General features: G+C 36.4%; 12 protein-coding genes. 4 read left to right on the top strand and 8 right to left on the bottom strand.

The genetic code is table 11. The annotated features are described in order from the left end of the window. Positions 1-697: 697 nt before the first annotated feature. From PVV64_RS02890 to PVV64_RS02865, 6 genes are all read right to left on the bottom strand, one after another. Positions 698-1156 carry a hypothetical protein gene (locus tag PVV64_RS02890; protein ID WP_273759701.1) on the bottom strand — a complete coding sequence of 153 codons (459 nt, stop codon included), beginning with the start codon at positions 1154-1156 and terminating at the stop codon, positions 698-700. Positions 1157-1947: 791 nt separating this feature from the next. Continuing rightward, positions 1948-2265 (bottom strand): cupin domain-containing protein, encoded by a 318-nt coding sequence (locus PVV64_RS02885; protein ID WP_273759700.1) that lies wholly within the window; start codon positions 2263-2265, stop codon positions 1948-1950. 295 nt (positions 2266-2560) lie between these two features. Continuing rightward, entirely contained in the window at positions 2561-3766 is a 1206-nt protein-coding gene (locus PVV64_RS02880) for an ATP-grasp domain-containing protein (protein ID WP_273759699.1), read from the bottom strand. Then, a complete protein-coding gene (locus tag PVV64_RS02875) occupies positions 3763-4815 on the bottom strand; it encodes a hypothetical protein (RefSeq protein WP_273759698.1) in 1053 nt (350 codons plus the stop codon). Before PVV64_RS02875 ends, PVV64_RS02880 begins: the two co-directional genes overlap by 4 nt. Continuing rightward, entirely contained in the window at positions 4812-4976 is a 165-nt protein-coding gene (locus PVV64_RS02870; RefSeq protein ID WP_273759697.1) for a hypothetical protein, read from the bottom strand. The genes PVV64_RS02875 and PVV64_RS02870 overlap by 4 nt, the downstream gene beginning before the upstream one ends. Before the next feature lie 1435 nt (positions 4977-6411). Then, complete coding sequence (locus tag PVV64_RS02865) at positions 6412-7188, bottom strand: trans-aconitate 2-methyltransferase (protein WP_273759696.1); 777 nt, start codon at positions 7186-7188, stop codon at positions 6412-6414. 1256 nt (positions 7189-8444) lie between these two features. Here PVV64_RS02865 and tmk point away from each other — a divergent pair. Beyond that, positions 8445-8885, top strand: coding sequence for a dTMP kinase (gene tmk / locus PVV64_RS02860; protein WP_342753409.1), 441 nt, complete (start codon positions 8445-8447; stop codon positions 8883-8885). A gap of 802 nt (positions 8886-9687) precedes the next feature. Continuing rightward, positions 9688-10899, top strand: a complete 1212-nt coding sequence (locus PVV64_RS02855; RefSeq protein ID WP_273759694.1) for an MFS transporter — start codon at positions 9688-9690, stop codon at positions 10897-10899. A gap of 526 nt (positions 10900-11425) precedes the next feature. On the opposite strand, the gene PVV64_RS02850 is transcribed toward PVV64_RS02855, so the two are convergent. After that, positions 11426-11707 (bottom strand): hypothetical protein, encoded by a 282-nt coding sequence (locus PVV64_RS02850; RefSeq protein WP_273759692.1) that lies wholly within the window; start codon positions 11705-11707, stop codon positions 11426-11428. A gap of 944 nt (positions 11708-12651) precedes the next feature. Between PVV64_RS02850 and PVV64_RS02845 the strand changes: the two genes are divergently transcribed. Next, the gene (locus tag PVV64_RS02845; RefSeq protein ID WP_273759690.1) at positions 12652-13185 is read left to right on the top strand and encodes a helix-turn-helix domain-containing protein; all 534 of its coding nucleotides are present in this window, start codon (positions 12652-12654) and stop codon (positions 13183-13185) included. A gap of 1177 nt (positions 13186-14362) precedes the next feature. Here PVV64_RS02845 and PVV64_RS02840 read toward each other — a convergent pair. Then, a complete protein-coding gene (locus PVV64_RS02840) occupies positions 14363-14572 on the bottom strand; it encodes a hypothetical protein (protein WP_273759688.1) in 210 nt (69 codons plus the stop codon). Between PVV64_RS02840 and PVV64_RS02835 the strand changes: the two genes are divergently transcribed. Further along, a partial coding sequence (locus tag PVV64_RS02835; protein WP_273759686.1) for a hypothetical protein occupies positions 14571-18775 on the top strand: 4205 nt, incomplete at its 3' end. The two genes, PVV64_RS02840 and PVV64_RS02835, sit on opposite strands and share 2 nt — an antisense overlap.

Below are 18775 nucleotides of genomic sequence, written 5' to 3'. Positions count from 1 at the left end.
GGTCGAAAATTCTAAGCTCTATCGTGATATTTAAACGTTTCACTCCGTCTTCTGTGAAACCTTTGTGATAATGATAAGCTAATATTCTCAGTGTGATTTTTTAAGAGTTCCTTCTAAAAAAACACTGCAAATAAATAAGTAAATATATACCCAAAATATAAACCAACGACAAAAAGCCAAATATATTGACCATATATGCACTCATGTAAAAAAATACCAAGAGACTAAGTCTTCCAATAGTCGACAAGAATGACTCGTATGTGGCTCTAAGACTGTCGCTAATACTGTTGTGCAGGGAAATTTCTACACGAAGATATGTATGCTTAATGAAATAAAAAATCATACAGACTAAAAGAACAACAATTTCTTTTCTTGGTTCAAAGAAAACAACTGTCAAAATTATGGCAACTGAAAGCAACAGCAGTAAAACAAAATTCATTCTCTCACTGAATTTTCTAAATAGGAAACTAACCATTAGCTGGGAGAGCAATAGAAGAGAGAAGACTAAGCCAAGATAAAAATAACTTACATTGATATTATAATCTTTAAATATCCACTGCCAATACTGCGAAAAGATATTGAAAAAATAAGTGAAAAATAAAAACAGAGAGAAATATAAGAAACTTTAATAAAAATAGACAACATCTCTTTTGCGCCACAAATAAAAGAAGTCGCTTTTTTGCTTCTTTCTCTCCTTTTAGATCATCCAAAAAAACAAACCGAATATTGTGGTCTTCATCATGAGAAATGTAGAGCTATACCATATGTGTTGGCTAGAATAACCGGCAAAATATGCACCGATCAAACTAAAGAGAAGCATGCCAATGCAATTATATTGAGAGCTATGATCAAACATTTTTTTCGTAGATGTACGTTTTGTTTTTGCATCTTGAATAAGTAAAGCGTTATAGGTACCAGCAATCAATGTAAGTGATAATGCATTAAAAAGCTCTGCTAGAAGAAAACCGTAAAAGCTTGTAGAAATGCCCATAAGAAAGAGCCATTTGGCTGCAAAAGTCGCTGCTAAAATGATCGATATTTTATAACTTTTTCTATCTGCAAAATATCCAAGAGGAATATCTGTAACCATCATGACAAAGGTTTGGAATGACTTAATGATACCGATATCAATAAGCGTCAAGCCTTTTTCAAGCATATAAAATACAATAAAGGCGCCTGTTGAAATCCTTATACCGTTAAATAAAAACCCAAATGCTCATATACTCGTCATTTATTCCACACCAACAATGAATAAAGTAATGAGTACATTACTTTGTGAAAGAGATAGACGCGAAAACTTATACTTTTATAAAAAATAGAGCAATAGCCCTATATGGAGCATCAGTTTTATCAATCTTTTATCCAGAAAGCTTCATGAAGAATTTTTTTCTATAATTTTTTATTGGTAAAAAATACATTAAATATTTCATTTCTTTAAGAACAATCCAAAAAACAGCAACCGTATTGTATAGATCTAATAAACTATGCATAGAATTTTTCTTAATATTCTTGATCAATACACTGAAATTTTTCATATGATTCTGATTTGCACATGAAGAACATCTGGTTTTACTTGGGATAATAAACAGCTCCACGACAGCATTTGCTATAACTAAACAGGTATATAAGGGTGCACCCTTCATCTTGCAGATAGTTTGGTAGGTAAAATGAAAAAATATGATCTCAGGTTATTGGCTGTGTATAGCACAAACTCAGTACTTTCGAGTGGTCAGGTGTTTTTCTACATTATCTATTTTTTCATTATAGAACATAGGGCAAAATGAACTGTGACGAGCGCAATGCGATGCTCGAAGGGGTTCTAACATTAGATGTGAGCTGGAAGCAGTCAAATTAATGATTTGATCCGCCACAAAACCCAAGGAGTACAGCTTTATGGGAATGGGACGAAAAGGTCCCCTGTATCAGAGGCAATCAACGAGAGCGCATTTATCTACCATTTTCAAGAGCAAGGATTTCCGTAGCGATTGCATATATGCATCCTGTATCTGCAGCTACTGATTTATGCTTTGTGTTGGCAGGAAGATGTATCATATTTCCTGGTGTACAGGTTATACGCTTCTCACTATAGAAAAAATCTAACTCTCCCTCTATAATTAAGAGAGTTTCATCGACCTTATGGGTATGCCAATCGTGTATTTTTCCTGGAAAATCTCTTTGTATCTCTATCGAGCCTTGTTTTGGCAGCATCATTTTTAAGATATCATAGATATTTTTATTTAATTGAATTTTAGAAAACTTAGTCATTATCGTGCTCCATGAGATGATATGGGCAAGATGGGGATTCAATATTATTATCTGCAGAAGTATTGCATCCGCGCTCTATTCTTGGGATCATCATATTTTTGTGGTCAACTTGTTGTAGAATCCAAATCAGAGCATGTCTTTTTGCTATCCATTCACCCTGAATAGGCAGGGAAAATTCTAGTTTTGTTATTCATGAGCGCATCGAATTCTTTAAAAACAACCTGCTTCGATTTTTAGTTTCTATTCCTCATTATTTGTGTTGCTGAATTCCTGTTTTTCTCCAAACTGTTATATTTTATAAGAAATTGCTACGAATTGAGGCCTCTAAGGTCGATAATTCATCATCATTTTCGCCCAAAATTGCTATAATAGCTGGGCAGGTATTTAAATCAATTGTCATGGGTAGAGGTTCATTTTCTTTAAAAAAGAGCATAAAATGAACCACATTTTCGCAAGAATGAAGTTTTTGCTGCCATAGGTTCATATCTTTTATAATAAAGCCCTCAGTCTTGTTGATAAGAAAGAGAATACGTCCTTTTTTCTTAAAGCGGCTTGGTGTTTGCGAAAATACCCCCGCAATAAGGTTGACAGAGCTTTTCAGTAAATCATCTTCATAGCAATGCACGAACAAGGAGGGTGCAATCCCTCCGTGGAGGCGGGCTCCCACTTCAATCATCACGGGACCGTGAGCGGTTTGCATGATTTCCATATGCGCAGGTCCATATTCAATTCCCACTGCGCTAATACATTTTTTTGCATAAGAGATAAGATCAGCATAAAGAGAGTCTTGAGCATCGAGCACATCAAGCGATTCATAAACAAAAGCACTGCCATTATGGAGCCCCTTTTTATAGCGCGATAAACTGCATATCTTGATAGCTTCTCCCTTTACAACGGCATCTACGATGTATTCTTCTCCTACTAATCTTTCTTGGAGCAAATAAGCCTCATTAGGCATACCAAAAATATTTTTCTGCCTCCAATCGATTCCAGAGATCCACGCTTCCACTTCCTCACGGTTGGAGAAAAATAAAACACCATCGCTTCCAGCAGAAGCATTGGGCTTCACTACATAGCCGCTGTGGCTTTCAAAATCATCGAGAGCACAATTGTCTTTTGTAAGAATTTTTGAGCGGATATAAGACAAACCATTTTCATGGAGGCGCTTTTGCATTGCTGCTTTTTTCCGTCGCCAATCGGTGGTCAAGGGATTGTTTCCAGGGCAACCATAATAAGCAGCCAATTGCTCTGCACAATAAAGACTGACTTCAGCACCAGCCACCACGGCTTCTATCGTGCTAATCGGAAAACGCTGCTTGATTTCATCGACACTATGAAGTTTTGCTTCTGCCATGCCATCACCCTGATAAGCAAGCGTGAGATGCGAAGAGAGAGTTGGTTGAGAGACAACGCCATAACAAGCATAACCTAATTTTTGCAAGGCAGGGCCATAGAGGGCACCCGTGGAGAAAGGATCGACGATAAGAATGGGTTTACTCATGCTGTGGTCCGCTGTGTGACAAGGAAAAGGACATAAATAAAGATTATCAGCCCTATAGGGGGGAGAAGATAAACAGCTGCTTGTGGCCCCATAAGGGCAGAGCTTGTAAGGAGACCAAGGATAACATAACCAGCCGATTGGGAAAGAGTATAAAGCATGCCGCTATAGCTTCCCACCAGCTCTGCTTGAGTTTCTGTCTTGGTTGCTTCAATCGTATGTTTGCGGGCATTAATTCGTATGGTATTCATCGAAAAGCCAATAAAAAAGCAAAAGACCACAGCCAAATAGGGTAATTGGGTGATGCTAAAAATGGCATCAGCTACACTCAACAATAGGGCTGGGAGGATGAATTCAAAGCGAGGGATTTTAATAAAAGCAGCCAAAAAAGCGCCAACACCTGCAACAGCGCTGCAAAGCCCATAATATTCAGAGCCAAAATTTTTCACACTTTGAAAAAGAATGGTTGCCAGTGTATTATAGGCGCAAGCATGAAAGCCAATAAGGCTTATACAGACGCATAAAAGCTTTAGTTCAGGAGTGAGCCCATCTGCTTTTGGTGGTATTGTTTGAATATTCTCGGTTGCAAGTGGCGTAGCATTTGTAGCATTATCGGTGCTATATTCATCGCGAAAGATAACATAACCGGCCACAAGGCTTACGATAATATCAAACAGACAAATTGCTGCAATCAAGCCATTATAGCCGATTCCAGCTGCTATTCCTTGTGAACTGGTTGCTTTTAAGAGATAACCACTCAATGCTGCTCCCAAAAAGGCACCAATTTGCACCACTGTTTGCATGATGCGGGAAGCCTTTTGCGCGCTAATATAACCACTAAGCGCTAGTTTAGTATTATAAGTCTCGAGTGTGCTTAGAGTGATCAAAGAAAGATAACCAATAGAGATAGAGACAGCAATAAAACCAAAAGGGGAATCGACATAATGAAAAAGGGCAATCAATAAAAGAAGACTATAAATGATAATCCGCCTTTTGTATAAATCTACCAACCGCAGTGAGGACTTAATGCGTACAAGTTTGCTTTTTTTCAAAAGATAGGGTGTAAGGGTGCCAAAGCCATGGTTACGCCTAGGAAAACCGATGAGGATGTTATACGATAAGCATTCCAAAGATTACTTAAAAAGAGCACCATATCAGAAAGATAGAGCAGGACAACAAGACCATAAAACCGAAATATCAGTTGTTTGCGCATATCTCCCCCCTATAACCTCTATGCCCGCAGGTCTAAAAATATGCAATATGATAATCAACATGCATGCCGACAAATAATGAGTACACGCATTGGCGAGTATTTCAAGTTTTTTTGAGAGGGACATAATATAAATTTGAACGTTGATCTTTTTTATGACGATAATTCATGTTCAAGGATTGAGGGCAGTTTAGTATTTTCTCTGCGTGTTGATGCGTTGTCGATAAGGGGACGCTTCACGAAGAGAGACGCTTAGCGATGCCCTTGAGATGAAGCTTTCAGGGTTGATTATGTTTATGTTTGGTGTTGAAATTTTGCTATTGATCGTTACGGTAATAAGCTTTGATTTTGCTGTGACGACAACTTCTGTTATCGGGCAGAAAATCATTTATGATCTCAGGCTGAAGACACAGTTGTATTAACGGTTTTACAGAGTATTTTTTTCAAGTTGGGCACGCGATAAATGAGCTTTAGAGGATTCTATACAACGGATTTATATGGATCGGCATCGTTGTTGTTAAGTTTATATAACAGCTTCTTATCAAACTGAAAATATATAAGAAATATTTTCTTTAAACGCTTTTACAAGAAGCATACCAATAGTTCTGTGATGCTTTAAGACTTGCCTTGCTCCTTTTTGACAAGATTGGATATCAAATGTATATAACGGGCGGTGGTTCAAGAAAAGGTCAAGAATTCATAAGCTAATTATGTAGCAGAATGGAGTATTCTCTTTTAGAGGCAATAATATGCTTTGATAACATCTGTCTCTATAGCACTGACACTACGCGATCAATCCTCAAAAGCTTTACTGAAAAATAGCAGGTTATGCAGTGTGAACAAAAATATCTTTGATGACAAGGAATGAATTTCATTTTAAGGGATCAAGAAGAGAACCTTTAGTTTAGAACTGAATCTATACATCGCATTGTCTTTAAACGCATTTTCCGTTTCCTCCTTTGAGTGGTTTGTTTAAGAAGCAATGTACTTGTAACCAAACAAGCAATGTATCTATTGTTCGTTGAATTGACTCTAGCTGATATCCATAATGGACAGGTGATTTAAAGGGCATCATTCGGATAATCCCTCCTTGGTAAAAAAACGTATATTTTCATGCATCCAAACTTGACGTTTACAGCTTTGAACACCATGGCTGTAACAAAGGCTTTTTCTCATCCAGTCTGTCGATCGGTTGATTATTATGAAGTAGAAGATAAAATAACATTTTTTTTCAAATATCATGGCATAGCCAAGAAGTTCTCTGTTGAGTACAAACATCGGTAGTAGACAGTAAGATTGAATGCAACGAGATGTCCGTTTAAGCCCTGAGGGGGAAAATCTGTGCGCTGCTTTTAAACGCGCATATGAGTAATGCGTGCATTTTTTTCGCATCATTTGTTTTAGGATACCGAAAGAAAGTGAAGGTAACTGAGGTAGCTTATCTTACATACATGTAGAGCTCGCTTTGATACAAAAGCTGCAAATTCCCTTGTACTTCATATTGTTTTATCAATATAGCTAATTGCTGCAAATATTCGTCTCCATGCCTAGCAATCGCGCGTTGTGCTTGCGTTGAAGAGCGGCTCATACCAATAAAGGTGTTAGATGGAATTTTCATCACCCAATTGTGTGTATGGAGAGAAATCTTTTCTGGATTTACCGCAAAACCATCACGCATTTCCTGTAAAAAATCAAAATGGCGATAATAACGGGAATAGTTAGGGCTCATCTCCTCTAATAATGTCTCATAAGCGTTGAGAAATTCGCTCTGTTTAAAATCGCGATTATTTTGAATGACCGCCATGACACCTCCAGCTCGGAGTTGGTTTGAGACGGTGCTAAGCAACAGAGGGCGATCTATCCACTGAAACGCTTGCGCTGCAACAACAAGATCAATTTTACCGATTTTGGGCAATAGGCTTTCAGCTTTGCCTTGATACCATTGCACAAAAGGAAACTTTCTTTGCCCCTGCTTAATCATATCTGCTGAGACATCGATAGCATGATATTGGTGTTCATTTCCTAGAATTTTAACAATTCCCTCTAATGCAATGCCTGTTCCAGCTCCCACATCCACGATAGACAAATGCTTTTTATTCTTAAAAGGAAGCAACATAGTGTTCAATAAGGCAAAAGGATAACGCGGACGATAGCGATCATAATCATCAGCCAATCCGTCAAATTTTTCATTTTTTGGCTGAACGCTTTGTATCATAGTACCCTCCCTTATAATTGTTGCCAAAATAATTGAGAAGCTCTTCTTTGGCTAGTAAGCATAAATTCTGCAAAAGGGCGAAATGAGTACTATCCTTTAGTATTGTCTCTCTTTCATTCGATAAAATTGATACACACATTTTTCTTTAAATGATCTCTTTTGCAATGCAATTATAATCAGGTAGAAATTTCATACATTCCAATAAAAATCCGTCCCAATTCTAGTGCGATTATCGCTTCAATGTTTTGAGCGAGTCTTGAATTTATAGCTCACTAGATGGGAACGATCAAATTCGAATACTGGAATGAAAAAGATGAGGTCACGCATTTGTACGCTATTAGAAAACTCAAGTCAAAAATTTTCAAAAATGTGAGATGCTAAATATATGGAATTTGTCTCTATGTGTTTATAGTGAGGAAGATTATAGCATTTATAGAAGCATCCCTAGCGAAGGGTGAATTCTGAAATTTATAAAGCGCTTTATCAAAGTTGATATTTTCTCATGCCATTTTGGGAGCAATAGTCGGTATTGACCAATATATGGTAATATCAGGATTGCCTATACTCCCTATAAAGTTGGGGGTATGCTTAATATCTTCGTTTTTCGTGCAGAAAGAGTTCTATGTTATATTGAAATGCTTATGACTGTGGTTTAATAAAATAAGCATATTTCATATACAAGGTATAAAAAGAGTATATGAGTATAAATAGTAATGAGGTGAAGTGTTATAAACTGGCTTATAAACATCAATGCAAGATAAATTTAATTTATCTTCATAGGAGCGGGGGGCTGGTATTTTCAGTAAAGTGGCGTCTCTTATCTCTTGTTGAATCAAAAGGCTTCATTGAATATAAAGTTTAAAAATATGTCTCTCGTTGCAAATAATGTTCAAAAATTTCAGTCTCTTACACTAAAGGAACTTGATATTCTTGATGCCTCTCTCTGGTAACGAGTGATGAATTTAAACATATCTAAAGAGATTTTGCGTATCAAATGACTTAAAGAATGGATGGTTTAATAGATAAAATGTATCTTAATAAAGATGTTTATAATTCCATGTGGTCTCTAAAAAAATATTCTGGCTCTTTTATTGCTTTATGTGGATTTGATGGGAGTAGAAAAACAACTCAAACAAAAAAAATTCTCGCCATTACTCACAAGAAAGACATATAATACAAACTTTTCAGCCTAGTAATTGGTATAGAAATAAACCAGAGGTTAGAGATTATTTAGATAATGGAAAACAAATTGATCCATTGCTTTTAGGGCTTTAGCCGCGACAGATAGACGCAAACATACGCTTGAAATTATCGAGCCCTCTTTAACGTCATCAAAAAATTTATTAATCAGCGATCGATATGTTTATTCTAGTCTTGCTTATTTTTATGCGCGAGATCTTTCTCTTGAAACTGTGGTGAAATTAAATCAATCTATTCCAAGACCTCATATCACATTTTACCTTCATTTACCGCCTGCTGTGATTATAGAACGGTTGCAAAAAAGGGATGGTTTAATCTTAAAATACGAAGAAAAACTCTCATTTATTGAAAAAGTTTGTGAAGTATATCAACTTTTGTCAGAAATGGATGAGCGATTTATTGTAATTGATGGAACTAATTCTGTTTCTTCAATCCATAATCAAATACGGCACTATATAGATAAGGTTTGTTTTGGCCAATGCATAAATGTAATATAAAAACCTATCTGCGGTATATTCTTCTTATATTATTGGCTTAAAGCTTATATAGGAAATTCTAAAGATGTCATAATAATTGATATGTGCTGGAAAAATATTTCCTTGAATATTTGAAGCTTTTTACTGAAAAATTATCTATCATTAAATCGCAAAATACTTTTTTGAAAGATTTTTGGCAAGAGGGATACAGTGTTAGAAAAATGATCTATATTTATCATGATGATAATATCTTCATTCTTTACATTAAATGTAGCGCTATAAGCACGATCAGGTATGGATATACTCAAACATATTTGCATACAGAGAGTAAACGAAAGATGAAGGCAATAACGTCTCTTTTTTTGGGGGGAATTTGATATCCTCTTGCCTTTCATAGATGCGTGAGAGATGAAATGGCAAAGGTTCGTTCAGAGTAGAAGCTATAGTTTTTCCTTGATATCTATAAAATGACACCAGTTTTAGCTCGGTAAGATTTCGCAAATCTTTGATTTGTGGCTGCTATCCTTTGGTACGAGCAGAGCAATTATTTCAACACGACTATTTTGTGTTTACGGTGTAAATATTCAATGAGAGCAGTGATGTTTATGAATCTTTGTTATTGTAAAATGATCTAACCTTATATCTAAGGTGCTTTATTTTCATAGAAAAGTGAGTCACATTATGACAAAATGAACATTTTAAAAGCATCCAAGCGAAGAGTTTTTAATTTAACTGGCTAAAATATAAAATTGTAAAAAAAGCATATCTTTTAAAAGGGATTTCAATATAGAGCAAATAATATTGATATGAAGGGAGCGAATTTATGTTCGCGGCAAATTTGAAAGAACGCGCTGCTTTATTGGAAAGTAGGACTTTTCTCTATTTTACGTTGAGCGGCTTATTTGCTACATTTGGTAATGGGCTAAATTATATCGCTTTGTCATGGCTTGCCTACCATCAGACAAGTTCAATTCGTGGTGTAGCGCTTCTCATGTTTTTTCTCTGGATGCCGAGCATTATTTTTGCACCTGTTTTTGGCGTATTGGCGGATAAATACAATCGTAAAATGCAGATTATGATTTCAAATCTTGTCAGGGGGATGATACTCGTGGCTTGGGTAATATTTGGGAAATTGGGTATAGAAATTGAATTGATGGTCTTGTCTACCTGCTTAGGTATTTTTGTCTCTTTTTATATGCCATCAGCTGTACCTTTAATCCAAAGTATTGTTCCAAAAGAACAGCTTGTTAATGCAAATGCGACAATCGATATGGTTTATGAACTTGGCACCATCGTGGGTATGGGGGTAAGTGGATTTATACTCACCTATGCAGGAACAAAAGGAACGCTTCTCATAGGTGGTATATTCTTTATTATTGCTGGTTTATTTAACTTGGCAATGAAAGTACCTGAAATGCGAAAATATGAAAATCAAAATAAACTCAATTGGTGGAAAAGTTATATAGCGTCATTTCATTATTTTAAGCAGAATCCGGCTCTTTTTATGCCTTATGTAAGCCAGATGATTATTATGACTCTTTTGATGACCATTCCTGTTATTCTGGTTCCTTATACGCAAGAGATTTTAAAAGCAGATAACAAGATCTTTGCAATATTGGAAGCGCTTTATTCTGCGGGTGCATTTATCGGTGCGCTTTTTTCGCCACTTCTTTGTAAAGCTTTCTCTATAAGGAAAACATTGGCACTTTTATTAGCTATTATGGCTATCGGTCTTATTATTCTGTCTGTTAATACACAGACACACATTGTTTTTCCTGTTTATTTCATGATTGGATTTGGACTTTCAAGTTGGGCTCTTTCGATTTCTTTATCGCAACTCTCTTGTGATCCCAAATATCAAGGAAGATTACAAGCAAGTTTTAATGGTCTTTCTGGCTGCTTTATTCTTGGAGTTTATCTCTTTATGGCAAGTGATACCAACAGCATCTCATCTCAGTCGATATACTTTTTTCAAGGTATGATTGCTGTTATTGGTACGCTCATCACCCTATTTTACAAGAATGGAAAACAATAAATTGTATTTAAGTATTATTCACAAACAGTTGCGAGAGCTTTCATATTTTGCTTTTAAAGGGGAAGTGAATGCTAAGGAAGCTAACGAATAAAGCATAAATTTTATCGATGCTTTAAATGCAAGTTGTGTTGATGCATTACCAAGAAAGCATCAAGAGTTCTTTTTGATTAAGTTCATTATGCGATGGTTTTCTAACACAGCGTTTTAAAATTTTGAAAAGTTTTTATGTTTGAGCAAGCAGCATCATCATACTATTTGCCAGCTCCCAATGTTACGATATTCTTTAGCGCCTGAGAGCATTTATGAGAGGTATTTTTTCTTTCTTTGTTTTATCTACACGGCACTCCCGCTTGTGGCATGCAAACAAATGGTTTTAATGGGTTCAAGAGCTCTAGATTTGAATGGAGAGAATTTTAGGATATGCGGGGTTATTATTCAATAGGGATAGTGATTATCTTTATAAATCAATGTAATAAAAATAATAGAGAGCAGAACAATCCGCTTCTCTCATACCTGCTATATTTTTTTAATTGCGTTCTTCAAAATCCATATGAATAATTGTGTCCGTCTCATCAATTGTTTCATCTTCATTAGAATGAATATTTTTGCGACGGTGCAAGGTTTGTATAATTTCTTTTTTCAAAAGTGCATCTGCTTCGCTTAAACGATGAATACTCAGTTCCAATTCAAGAGATAAAGCCAAATCCACGCACAATTTAAGCTCTTCTCCAATATCAAAACCGCGTTGATAGTCGTCATAAAGACCAACAAGTGTATCGGACAATTCTTTATCGCCTAAAGAGGCCATGCCTACTCCTCCACGTTGCGGCTTTTCCATGTGGCTTTGATATTTTAGGTCTCACCTCACTGTCATCACCAAGAATTGCCATGTATACCAACGTGATCATTTTGTCAATTTTCTGCAAAGGAGCAGTTTTTAAAACGCTATTTGTGAGAAACGTTATTGCGTTAATACTATGAATTTTCCAATCATGAAGAGATCTCGCAATATGATGATAGAGTTTGCAGAATTTAAGCTGTATTTCTAAACAGCTTTTAATTTGCATGTAAGAGAGGATATTTTTACGATGAACAAAGCGCTTTAAGATTTTATCCTTGCCAATAAAAGCCAAATCAGTGCCATTGTTAATAAGCAAGTGTGGGTTATAAATGTTTAGTCTTTGCAGAAGAGTTGATATGCACATTTTTTGTAGAACATCACTTATCTTATCCATTTTGTATTGACTTTTAGACATTGATAAACCTTTTATCTTATGTTGTAATTTAAAAATGATGGGAATACGTTTGATATGTAGATCCTTGCAAAGAGGTTTAAGGCAGGAAGGTGAGAAAAATCGTATTAAGCTGTTTTTCGGCTGAAGGAGTGTGACTGCGATTTTTGAAAGAGTGATCGAGAAAATTGGCTTAGCGGGCAAACTGATAAAGTGAGTAATGGCGCGTTTGGCTTTTTCATTGGGCTGTGTCCAAATGCTTTTGACACTGGAAAATAGTTTGTAAGAGGTTTTTGTACTTTTTCCAAGGTCATATGACAACGGGGCAGTTTAACAAAATACCACGGCGATCGCATTTTTTGTGTGATTGTCATAAATTTCGCTCCTGCTTAAATAGATGGTAAAGCATCCATTTTTGTGGGGTTTATTTAAATAACCGCCGACCTTAACGGGCAGTGATAGGAGATATAAATCAATATAATTATTTAGTCAACAATTATATTGATTTTGGAGTAATTTTTTGGCACGTCCTGAAAAAGAACCTAAAACCGAATTGGCAAGACGTTTTCGTGAAGTGCGGCGCGCACTTGGTTTTACCGAGCGTAAACAATTTGCTGAACATCTTGGGGTAACTGCTGGTTCTATAGGAACTTATGAGACGGGCATCAGTGAACCTACCGCCTCTGCTCTCTCTAAATACAAAGAAATTTGCGGTGTTTCATTAGATTGGTTGATAACTGGTACAGGTGAAATGTTCGCAGACATAGCCAAGGCAAAAGCTGCTGGTTTTAAACCGCAAGCGATTCCTGTAGGGCTGATGAAAAAGCTTGGGCATTTAGCTGATACAACCTATCATGATGCAAAAATAATACTTTCTCCTGAAGATGTGGCGGAATTAGCAGCAGAGCTTTATGGAAGATTGCAAGAGCTTATTCAAAACATCTATGATATGGAAGAAGTTGAAGCCACTTTGCCTTTGTTAAAACTTCATTTAAAACGCCAAATCGAAGCTGAAAAGGCACAGCAAACAACGACAAAAGAGACAGATGAATGATCTCAAAAGAAAAATCTTTTTTGCTATAAAAATATTCTCTCAAAAACAGTGCCTTGAATGGTAAATATCTCTAAGACATATTTTTCGTTGAATTTTTTTCTATAGGATACAAAGCTTCAGATAATACAGAAAATTCATTTTATTGGCTTTTGATCATTTTGGATACAGAAAAAGATTTGCACAACGTGCATATTTATTTCCAAATATACTGTAGAGATCTTTGTCAAGAAACAAATGAACGAATGATATTCAAAGGCAAAAGAGAGCAATTATAAAGGCTTGACCTGCGAATAGTTTGGTTTTTCAGTCTTTTATTATTTTGGTAAAGTTTTTGTATTTACTTTCATAAAGAAAAAGCAAGTTTTCAAAACATAACATTTGATAAGAAGAGAACGCTGTAAGTGTCTTATCTTTGAGAAGTCAGAAAATTCACTAAAATATGTATTTTAGATAATAGGATATCTAAACATACCGATATCCGAGTGATATATTTTGAGAATGTTCAAAGAATATCAGCAATTGTCTTTGTGATAACATCTTGGATTTAGCAATATGCATTTTTCTATAATGTCTGTTTAGGAAATCAAAAATCTATAAGCTATTCATTTTCAGAAAATATTTTGTATTTTTGTACAAAAAACAGAGAGAGCATGGTTTATTTGTAAAAAATGTTTTGAAAGTTTGTTTTAGATGCTCATTCTTAAGAGACATTTATGAAAAAAACTCTGCTTTACGAAGATAAAATCGCTCAGAAAAGTGAAGACTGATATTATAGAGCAATAAATGGAAAAGTTTTTTCGAACACGCCTCTTCTAGGATAGAGTATCTCGTAGAAAAAATGCGTTGATGAGTATGATCATTATTTATCACATGATGTTATAAGTTAACAAAAATAAATTTATGTTTATAAGAACAGTTATTATAAAGAACTCTTTTTGTATTTAATGAGAAGAATTTTGCAAATTATTGAAAAATTATTTTTCATACTCTTGCCATTCTGTTTATGCGCTTTATTTGAAAGGTAGAGTTGCTCTTTAAGAAGCTATTTTTATTATGAGCTAAATCGCGATATGTTTGGATGGAAATGATGTAATATTCTCAAAGTTTGTGTTTTTATTTATTTTTAGCTTGAATCCCTCTAGCTAAAAGGGTTGGGGACTTTTCTAGATTCAATGTTTTACTGAGACTTTAGGATGAAGCCGTAAGAAACGCCGGCATCAGGAGGGGACAGCTTTACCTTTTTATTCGTTTTTAGGTGCGCAAGCAGGGTTTTGCCGTGGGAGTTTTTGCGCGTTGTAATGATATTGAGCTCTGTTGGAGGGGTTTTTTTTATGAACAAATATTCAAAATCAAATTTGCTTAAAGCGGTCTCATTAGGAACCGCCATGGCTGCACTTTTATCAAGTGTCTCTCCCGTTTTCGCTGCGGGTGTTTCTACAACAGGGGCAGTTGTTCGTAATTCGAGTGGTATTGATGTTCCCTATCCATTTGGCAGTCATGGGAGTATCGTCTTTGCTGGTGATGATGACTACTGTGGTGTGGATAATGTTGTTGGACGTGGGGGGACGCAACAGCAGGGAATTGCTAATAAAATATCTGCAGAACAAGAGTTTGAAAATTTTATTTATGACCAAGCAACAGACAGTGGTCGTAATCCTTATGGTACAACTACTAAAAAAGTTACTTGGGTGTCCGATGGGGTCCTTAGTGATCCCAAAGCGAGTTATATGGGAACAGCTACAAGGGGATCTCAGAATATTTTGCCTGAAGCTTATGGTGTTTATTCTTTTGTCACGGGGTGTGGAGCTTCGGCAACAGGGAACTACTCAACGGCATTTGGTGCTGGTGCAACCACAAAAGCTGGTGGAGCGCAAGCTTTTGGTGTTGCTGCGCTTGCAAGCGGTAGAGCAAGTGTTGCTATGGGAGTGAGTTCAGAAACATCAGGAGAGGCTGCAGTTGCTATTGGTGGTCTTGCAACTGCAGCTGGTAACAGAAGTATTGCTTTAGGTGCTGAAGCAAAAGCAGAAGATAATTATGCGATTGCGATAGGTTTATCTGCTGAAGCGAAAGCTTCAGGTTCCATCGCAATAGGTAGCAGGCGTTCTGACAGAACTGATCCTAATGATCCAAATAGAAAAGCCATAGCGGTTGCTAAAAATGCCATTGCTATAGGTACAGATACTTTCGCTAAAGAAGAAGATTCGGTTGCTATTGGTGCAAATGCACAGGTACTTGTTCATGATGGTGTTGCTGTGGGTGGAGGGGCTGTTTCTGATAGAGCAAAAGGGGTTAAGGGGTACGACCCTTACCTTGATGGTGATACGACAGAAACAAATAATATGGCATGGATCAGCACAACAGGTGCTTTTAGCGTTGGTGAAGTTGGTGGCACAGGTAATGGTAATCTAACACGACAAATTACTGGTGTGGCTGCTGGTAGTGCTGATACTGATGCAGTAAATGTTGCACAGTTGAAAGCTATGAGAGAAGTCATAGCAGGAGGAGGAGGTTGGAAAATTTCTGCTAACGATACAGATCCTACAAATGTTAATGCAGGCAATACCGTAGATTTTTCAGTGACAAAGAGTAACGTAGGACAAGATAACTTAAAAGTTGTAAAAAACACTGCAGATAATAAGCATAAAATCCAATTTGCCTTGAGTGATAATCTTAAGTTAACAAGTGTCACTACTGGCCAAAGCTCTATGAGTAACGATGGCTTTATTATTAATAGTGACAACGGTCCACGCATGACTATTGACGGTATTGATGCTGGCAATCAAGCTATTAAAAATGTGGCAGACGGGGAAGAAGATAACGATGCGGTGAATTTGAAACAGCTGAAAGCTATGGCAAAAGCAAATAAGACAATTTGGCAACTTGCTGTTGAAGGTGGAGATGCTACAGCTATTGGTCCAAATGGCATGGTAAATTTACAAGCAGCTGGCAACGAAAATAAAAAGAATATCAAAATAGAAAAAGATAGTGACCACAATGTCACATTTGGTTTAGCTGATAATATTACAGTAAAAAGTGTCACCGCAGGGAATACTCTTATAAGTGAAGCAGGTTTTGCTTTTGTTAATGGTAATGGTCCTCAAATCACGACTGCTGGTATTGATGCTGGTAGTAAAAAGATTACGAAAGTAGTAGAGGGGACTGATGATACCGATGCAGTGAATTTTAAGCAGCTGAAAGATTTGACAGCAGGGATAAAAACAGGCTGGAAACTTGCTGTTGAAGATGAAGAGACTACAGATGTTGGAGCAGGTAGTACAGTAAAATTTATAGCCGTTGAAGATGATGACCTTAATAAAAATATCAAGATTGTAAGAGGCACCAACAATGAAGTAAAGTTTGATTTAGCTGATAATATTAATGTAATGACTGTCACAGCAGGAGAAAGCATTATGAATGATGATGGCTTTTTTATTAATGGTGATAGTGGCCCAAGTATGACTGTGGATGGTATTAATGCTGGCTATACAAACATCACAAAAGTGTTAGAGGCGACTGAAGATGATGAAGCAGTGAATTTTGGGCAGCTGAAAAGATTTGTAGGAAAAGGGAGCGGCTGGAAGCTTTCTGTTGATGGTCAAAATGCTACAGATGTTACAGCAGGTAGCACAGTAGATTTTGTTGCCATTAAGCATAAAAATGATGATGGTAGTGAAAATGATGAGGTCACAAATATTAAAATTATAAAAGACGAAAACAATAAAGTATCCTTTGATTTAAATGATTATATTAAAGTTAATCGTGTAGAAACAGGAATAACTTCTTTAAGTAACGCAGGTTTAATGATTAAAGATGGACCAAGAGTAACAAAGGGGGGTATTGACGCGGGTGGTAAAACGATTAGCAGAGTAGCAAATGGTGTTTTAGATGAAGATGCGGTGAATCTTTCGCAGTTAAAAGAAATCACATCAGGCATCAAAACGGGCTGGAAGCTTTCTGTTGATGGTGATGATGCTACAGATATTGGGGCAGAAAGTACAGTAAAATTTGTAGCTGCTATGGATCAGGATAGTCACAAAAATATCAAAATTGTAAGAGGCAATGATAACGAAGTAAAATTTGATTTAAACGAACTTATTAAAGTTAAAAACATAAAAGTAGGTAACGAAGTTACTATAAATGATAAGGGCTTAGCGATTAGACATGGTCCAAGTATAACATATGGCGGTATTGATGCTGGAGATAGAGAGATTAGAAACGTAGCAGACGGTGTTTTATACACGGATGCGGTGAATCTTTCACAGTTACAAAAAGTAGAAGAGAAAATAAAAGAGGTAGCAGATAATAGTCTAGTTAAATGGATAGAAGACCAGAAGCTTATCACAATTGGTGCGCAAAAAGATGGCACAAAAATCAGTATTGCCAATTCTAACGGCCAAAATCGAGTTATTTCTGGTGTTGCAGATGGTAACCTGGGAAAGGCTTCAACTGATGCTATTAATGGCAGCCAGATTAATAAGATATCAGGAGATATAGCACAATTTTTGGGTGGAGATGCAGCATTTCAGGATGGTGCTTTTGTAGGTCCAAAATATCAGTTAACGACTATTGATGAAGATGGTACAATAGCTATAAAGCGATATAGTGATGTTGGTTCAGCTTTAGATGCAGTTAATAAAAATGTCTTTCATGTTGACCACACAATGATTATTGGATTTAATGATATTGCAGACTATTTTGGTGGTGGCGCTAAGTATGAGAAAGGCAAATGGCAAGCTCCTACTTTCAAGGTTTCTCGGCGTGACACGAATGGTGGTATTGTTAAGAACAATTACCAGAATGTTGCTGATGCTTTTGATGCTGTTGATACTTCTATCACAGATATCTATAGTCAGATTAACAATGTAACAGGCAATAGTCTAGTTAAATGGATAGAAGACCAGAAGCTTATCACTATTGGTGCGCAAAAAGATGGCACAAAAATCAGTATTGCCAACTCTAACGGCCAAAATCGAGTTATTTCTGGTGTTGCAGATGGTAACCTGGGAAAGGCTTCAACTGAAGCTATTAATGGCAGCCAGATTAATAAGATATCAGGAGATATAGCACAATTTTTGGGTGGAGATGCAGCATTTCAGGATGGTGCTTTTGTAGGTCCAAAATATCAGTTAACGACTATTGATGAAGATGGTACAATAGCTATAAAGCGATATAGTGATGTTGGTTCAGCTTTAGATGCAGTTAATAAAAATGTCTTTCATGTTGACCACACAATGATTATTGGATTTAATGATATTGCAGACTATTTTGGTGGTGGCGCTAAGTATGAGAAAGGCAAATGGCAAGCTCCTACTTTCAAGGTTTCTCGGCGTGACACGAATGGTGGTATTGTTAAGAACAATTACCAGAATGTTGCTGATGCTTTTGATGCTGTTGATACTTCTATCACAGATATCTATAGTCAGATTAACAATGTAACAGGCAATAGTCTAGTTAAATGGATAGAAGACCAGAAGCTTATCACTATTGGTGCGCAAAAAGATGGCACAAAAATCAGTATTGCCAACTCTAACGGCCAAAATCGAGTTATTTCTGGTGTTGCAGATGGTAACCTGGGAAAGGCTTCAACTGA

Source organism: Bartonella sp. ML70XJBT.G (assembly GCF_028618575.1).
Lineage (GTDB): Bacteria > Pseudomonadota > Alphaproteobacteria > Rhizobiales > Rhizobiaceae > Bartonella.
Note: the sequence above shows the minus strand (reverse complement) of the source record. Positions and strands in the feature narration are given on the sequence as shown.

Coding starts and splice junctions, on each gene's coding strand:
- PVV64_RS02840 (WP_273759688.1), bottom strand. CDS start 14,572: ATGGCGGTTCCTAATGAGACCGCTTTAAGCAAATTTGATTTTGAATAT.
- PVV64_RS02855 (WP_273759694.1), top strand. CDS start 9,688: ATGTTCGCGGCAAATTTGAAAGAACGCGCTGCTTTATTGGAAAGTAGG.
- PVV64_RS02850 (WP_273759692.1), bottom strand. CDS start 11,707: ATGGCCTCTTTAGGCGATAAAGAATTGTCCGATACACTTGTTGGTCTT.
- PVV64_RS02870 (WP_273759697.1), bottom strand. CDS start 4,976: ATGCGCAAACAACTGATATTTCGGTTTTATGGTCTTGTTGTCCTGCTC.
- PVV64_RS02890 (WP_273759701.1), bottom strand. CDS start 1,156: ATGCTTGAAAAAGGCTTGACGCTTATTGATATCGGTATCATTAAGTCA.
- PVV64_RS02885 (WP_273759700.1), bottom strand. CDS start 2,265: ATGACTAAGTTTTCTAAAATTCAATTAAATAAAAATATCTATGATATC.
- PVV64_RS02865 (WP_273759696.1), bottom strand. CDS start 7,188: ATGATACAAAGCGTTCAGCCAAAAAATGAAAAATTTGACGGATTGGCT.
- PVV64_RS02880 (WP_273759699.1), bottom strand. CDS start 3,766: ATGAGTAAACCCATTCTTATCGTCGATCCTTTCTCCACGGGTGCCCTC.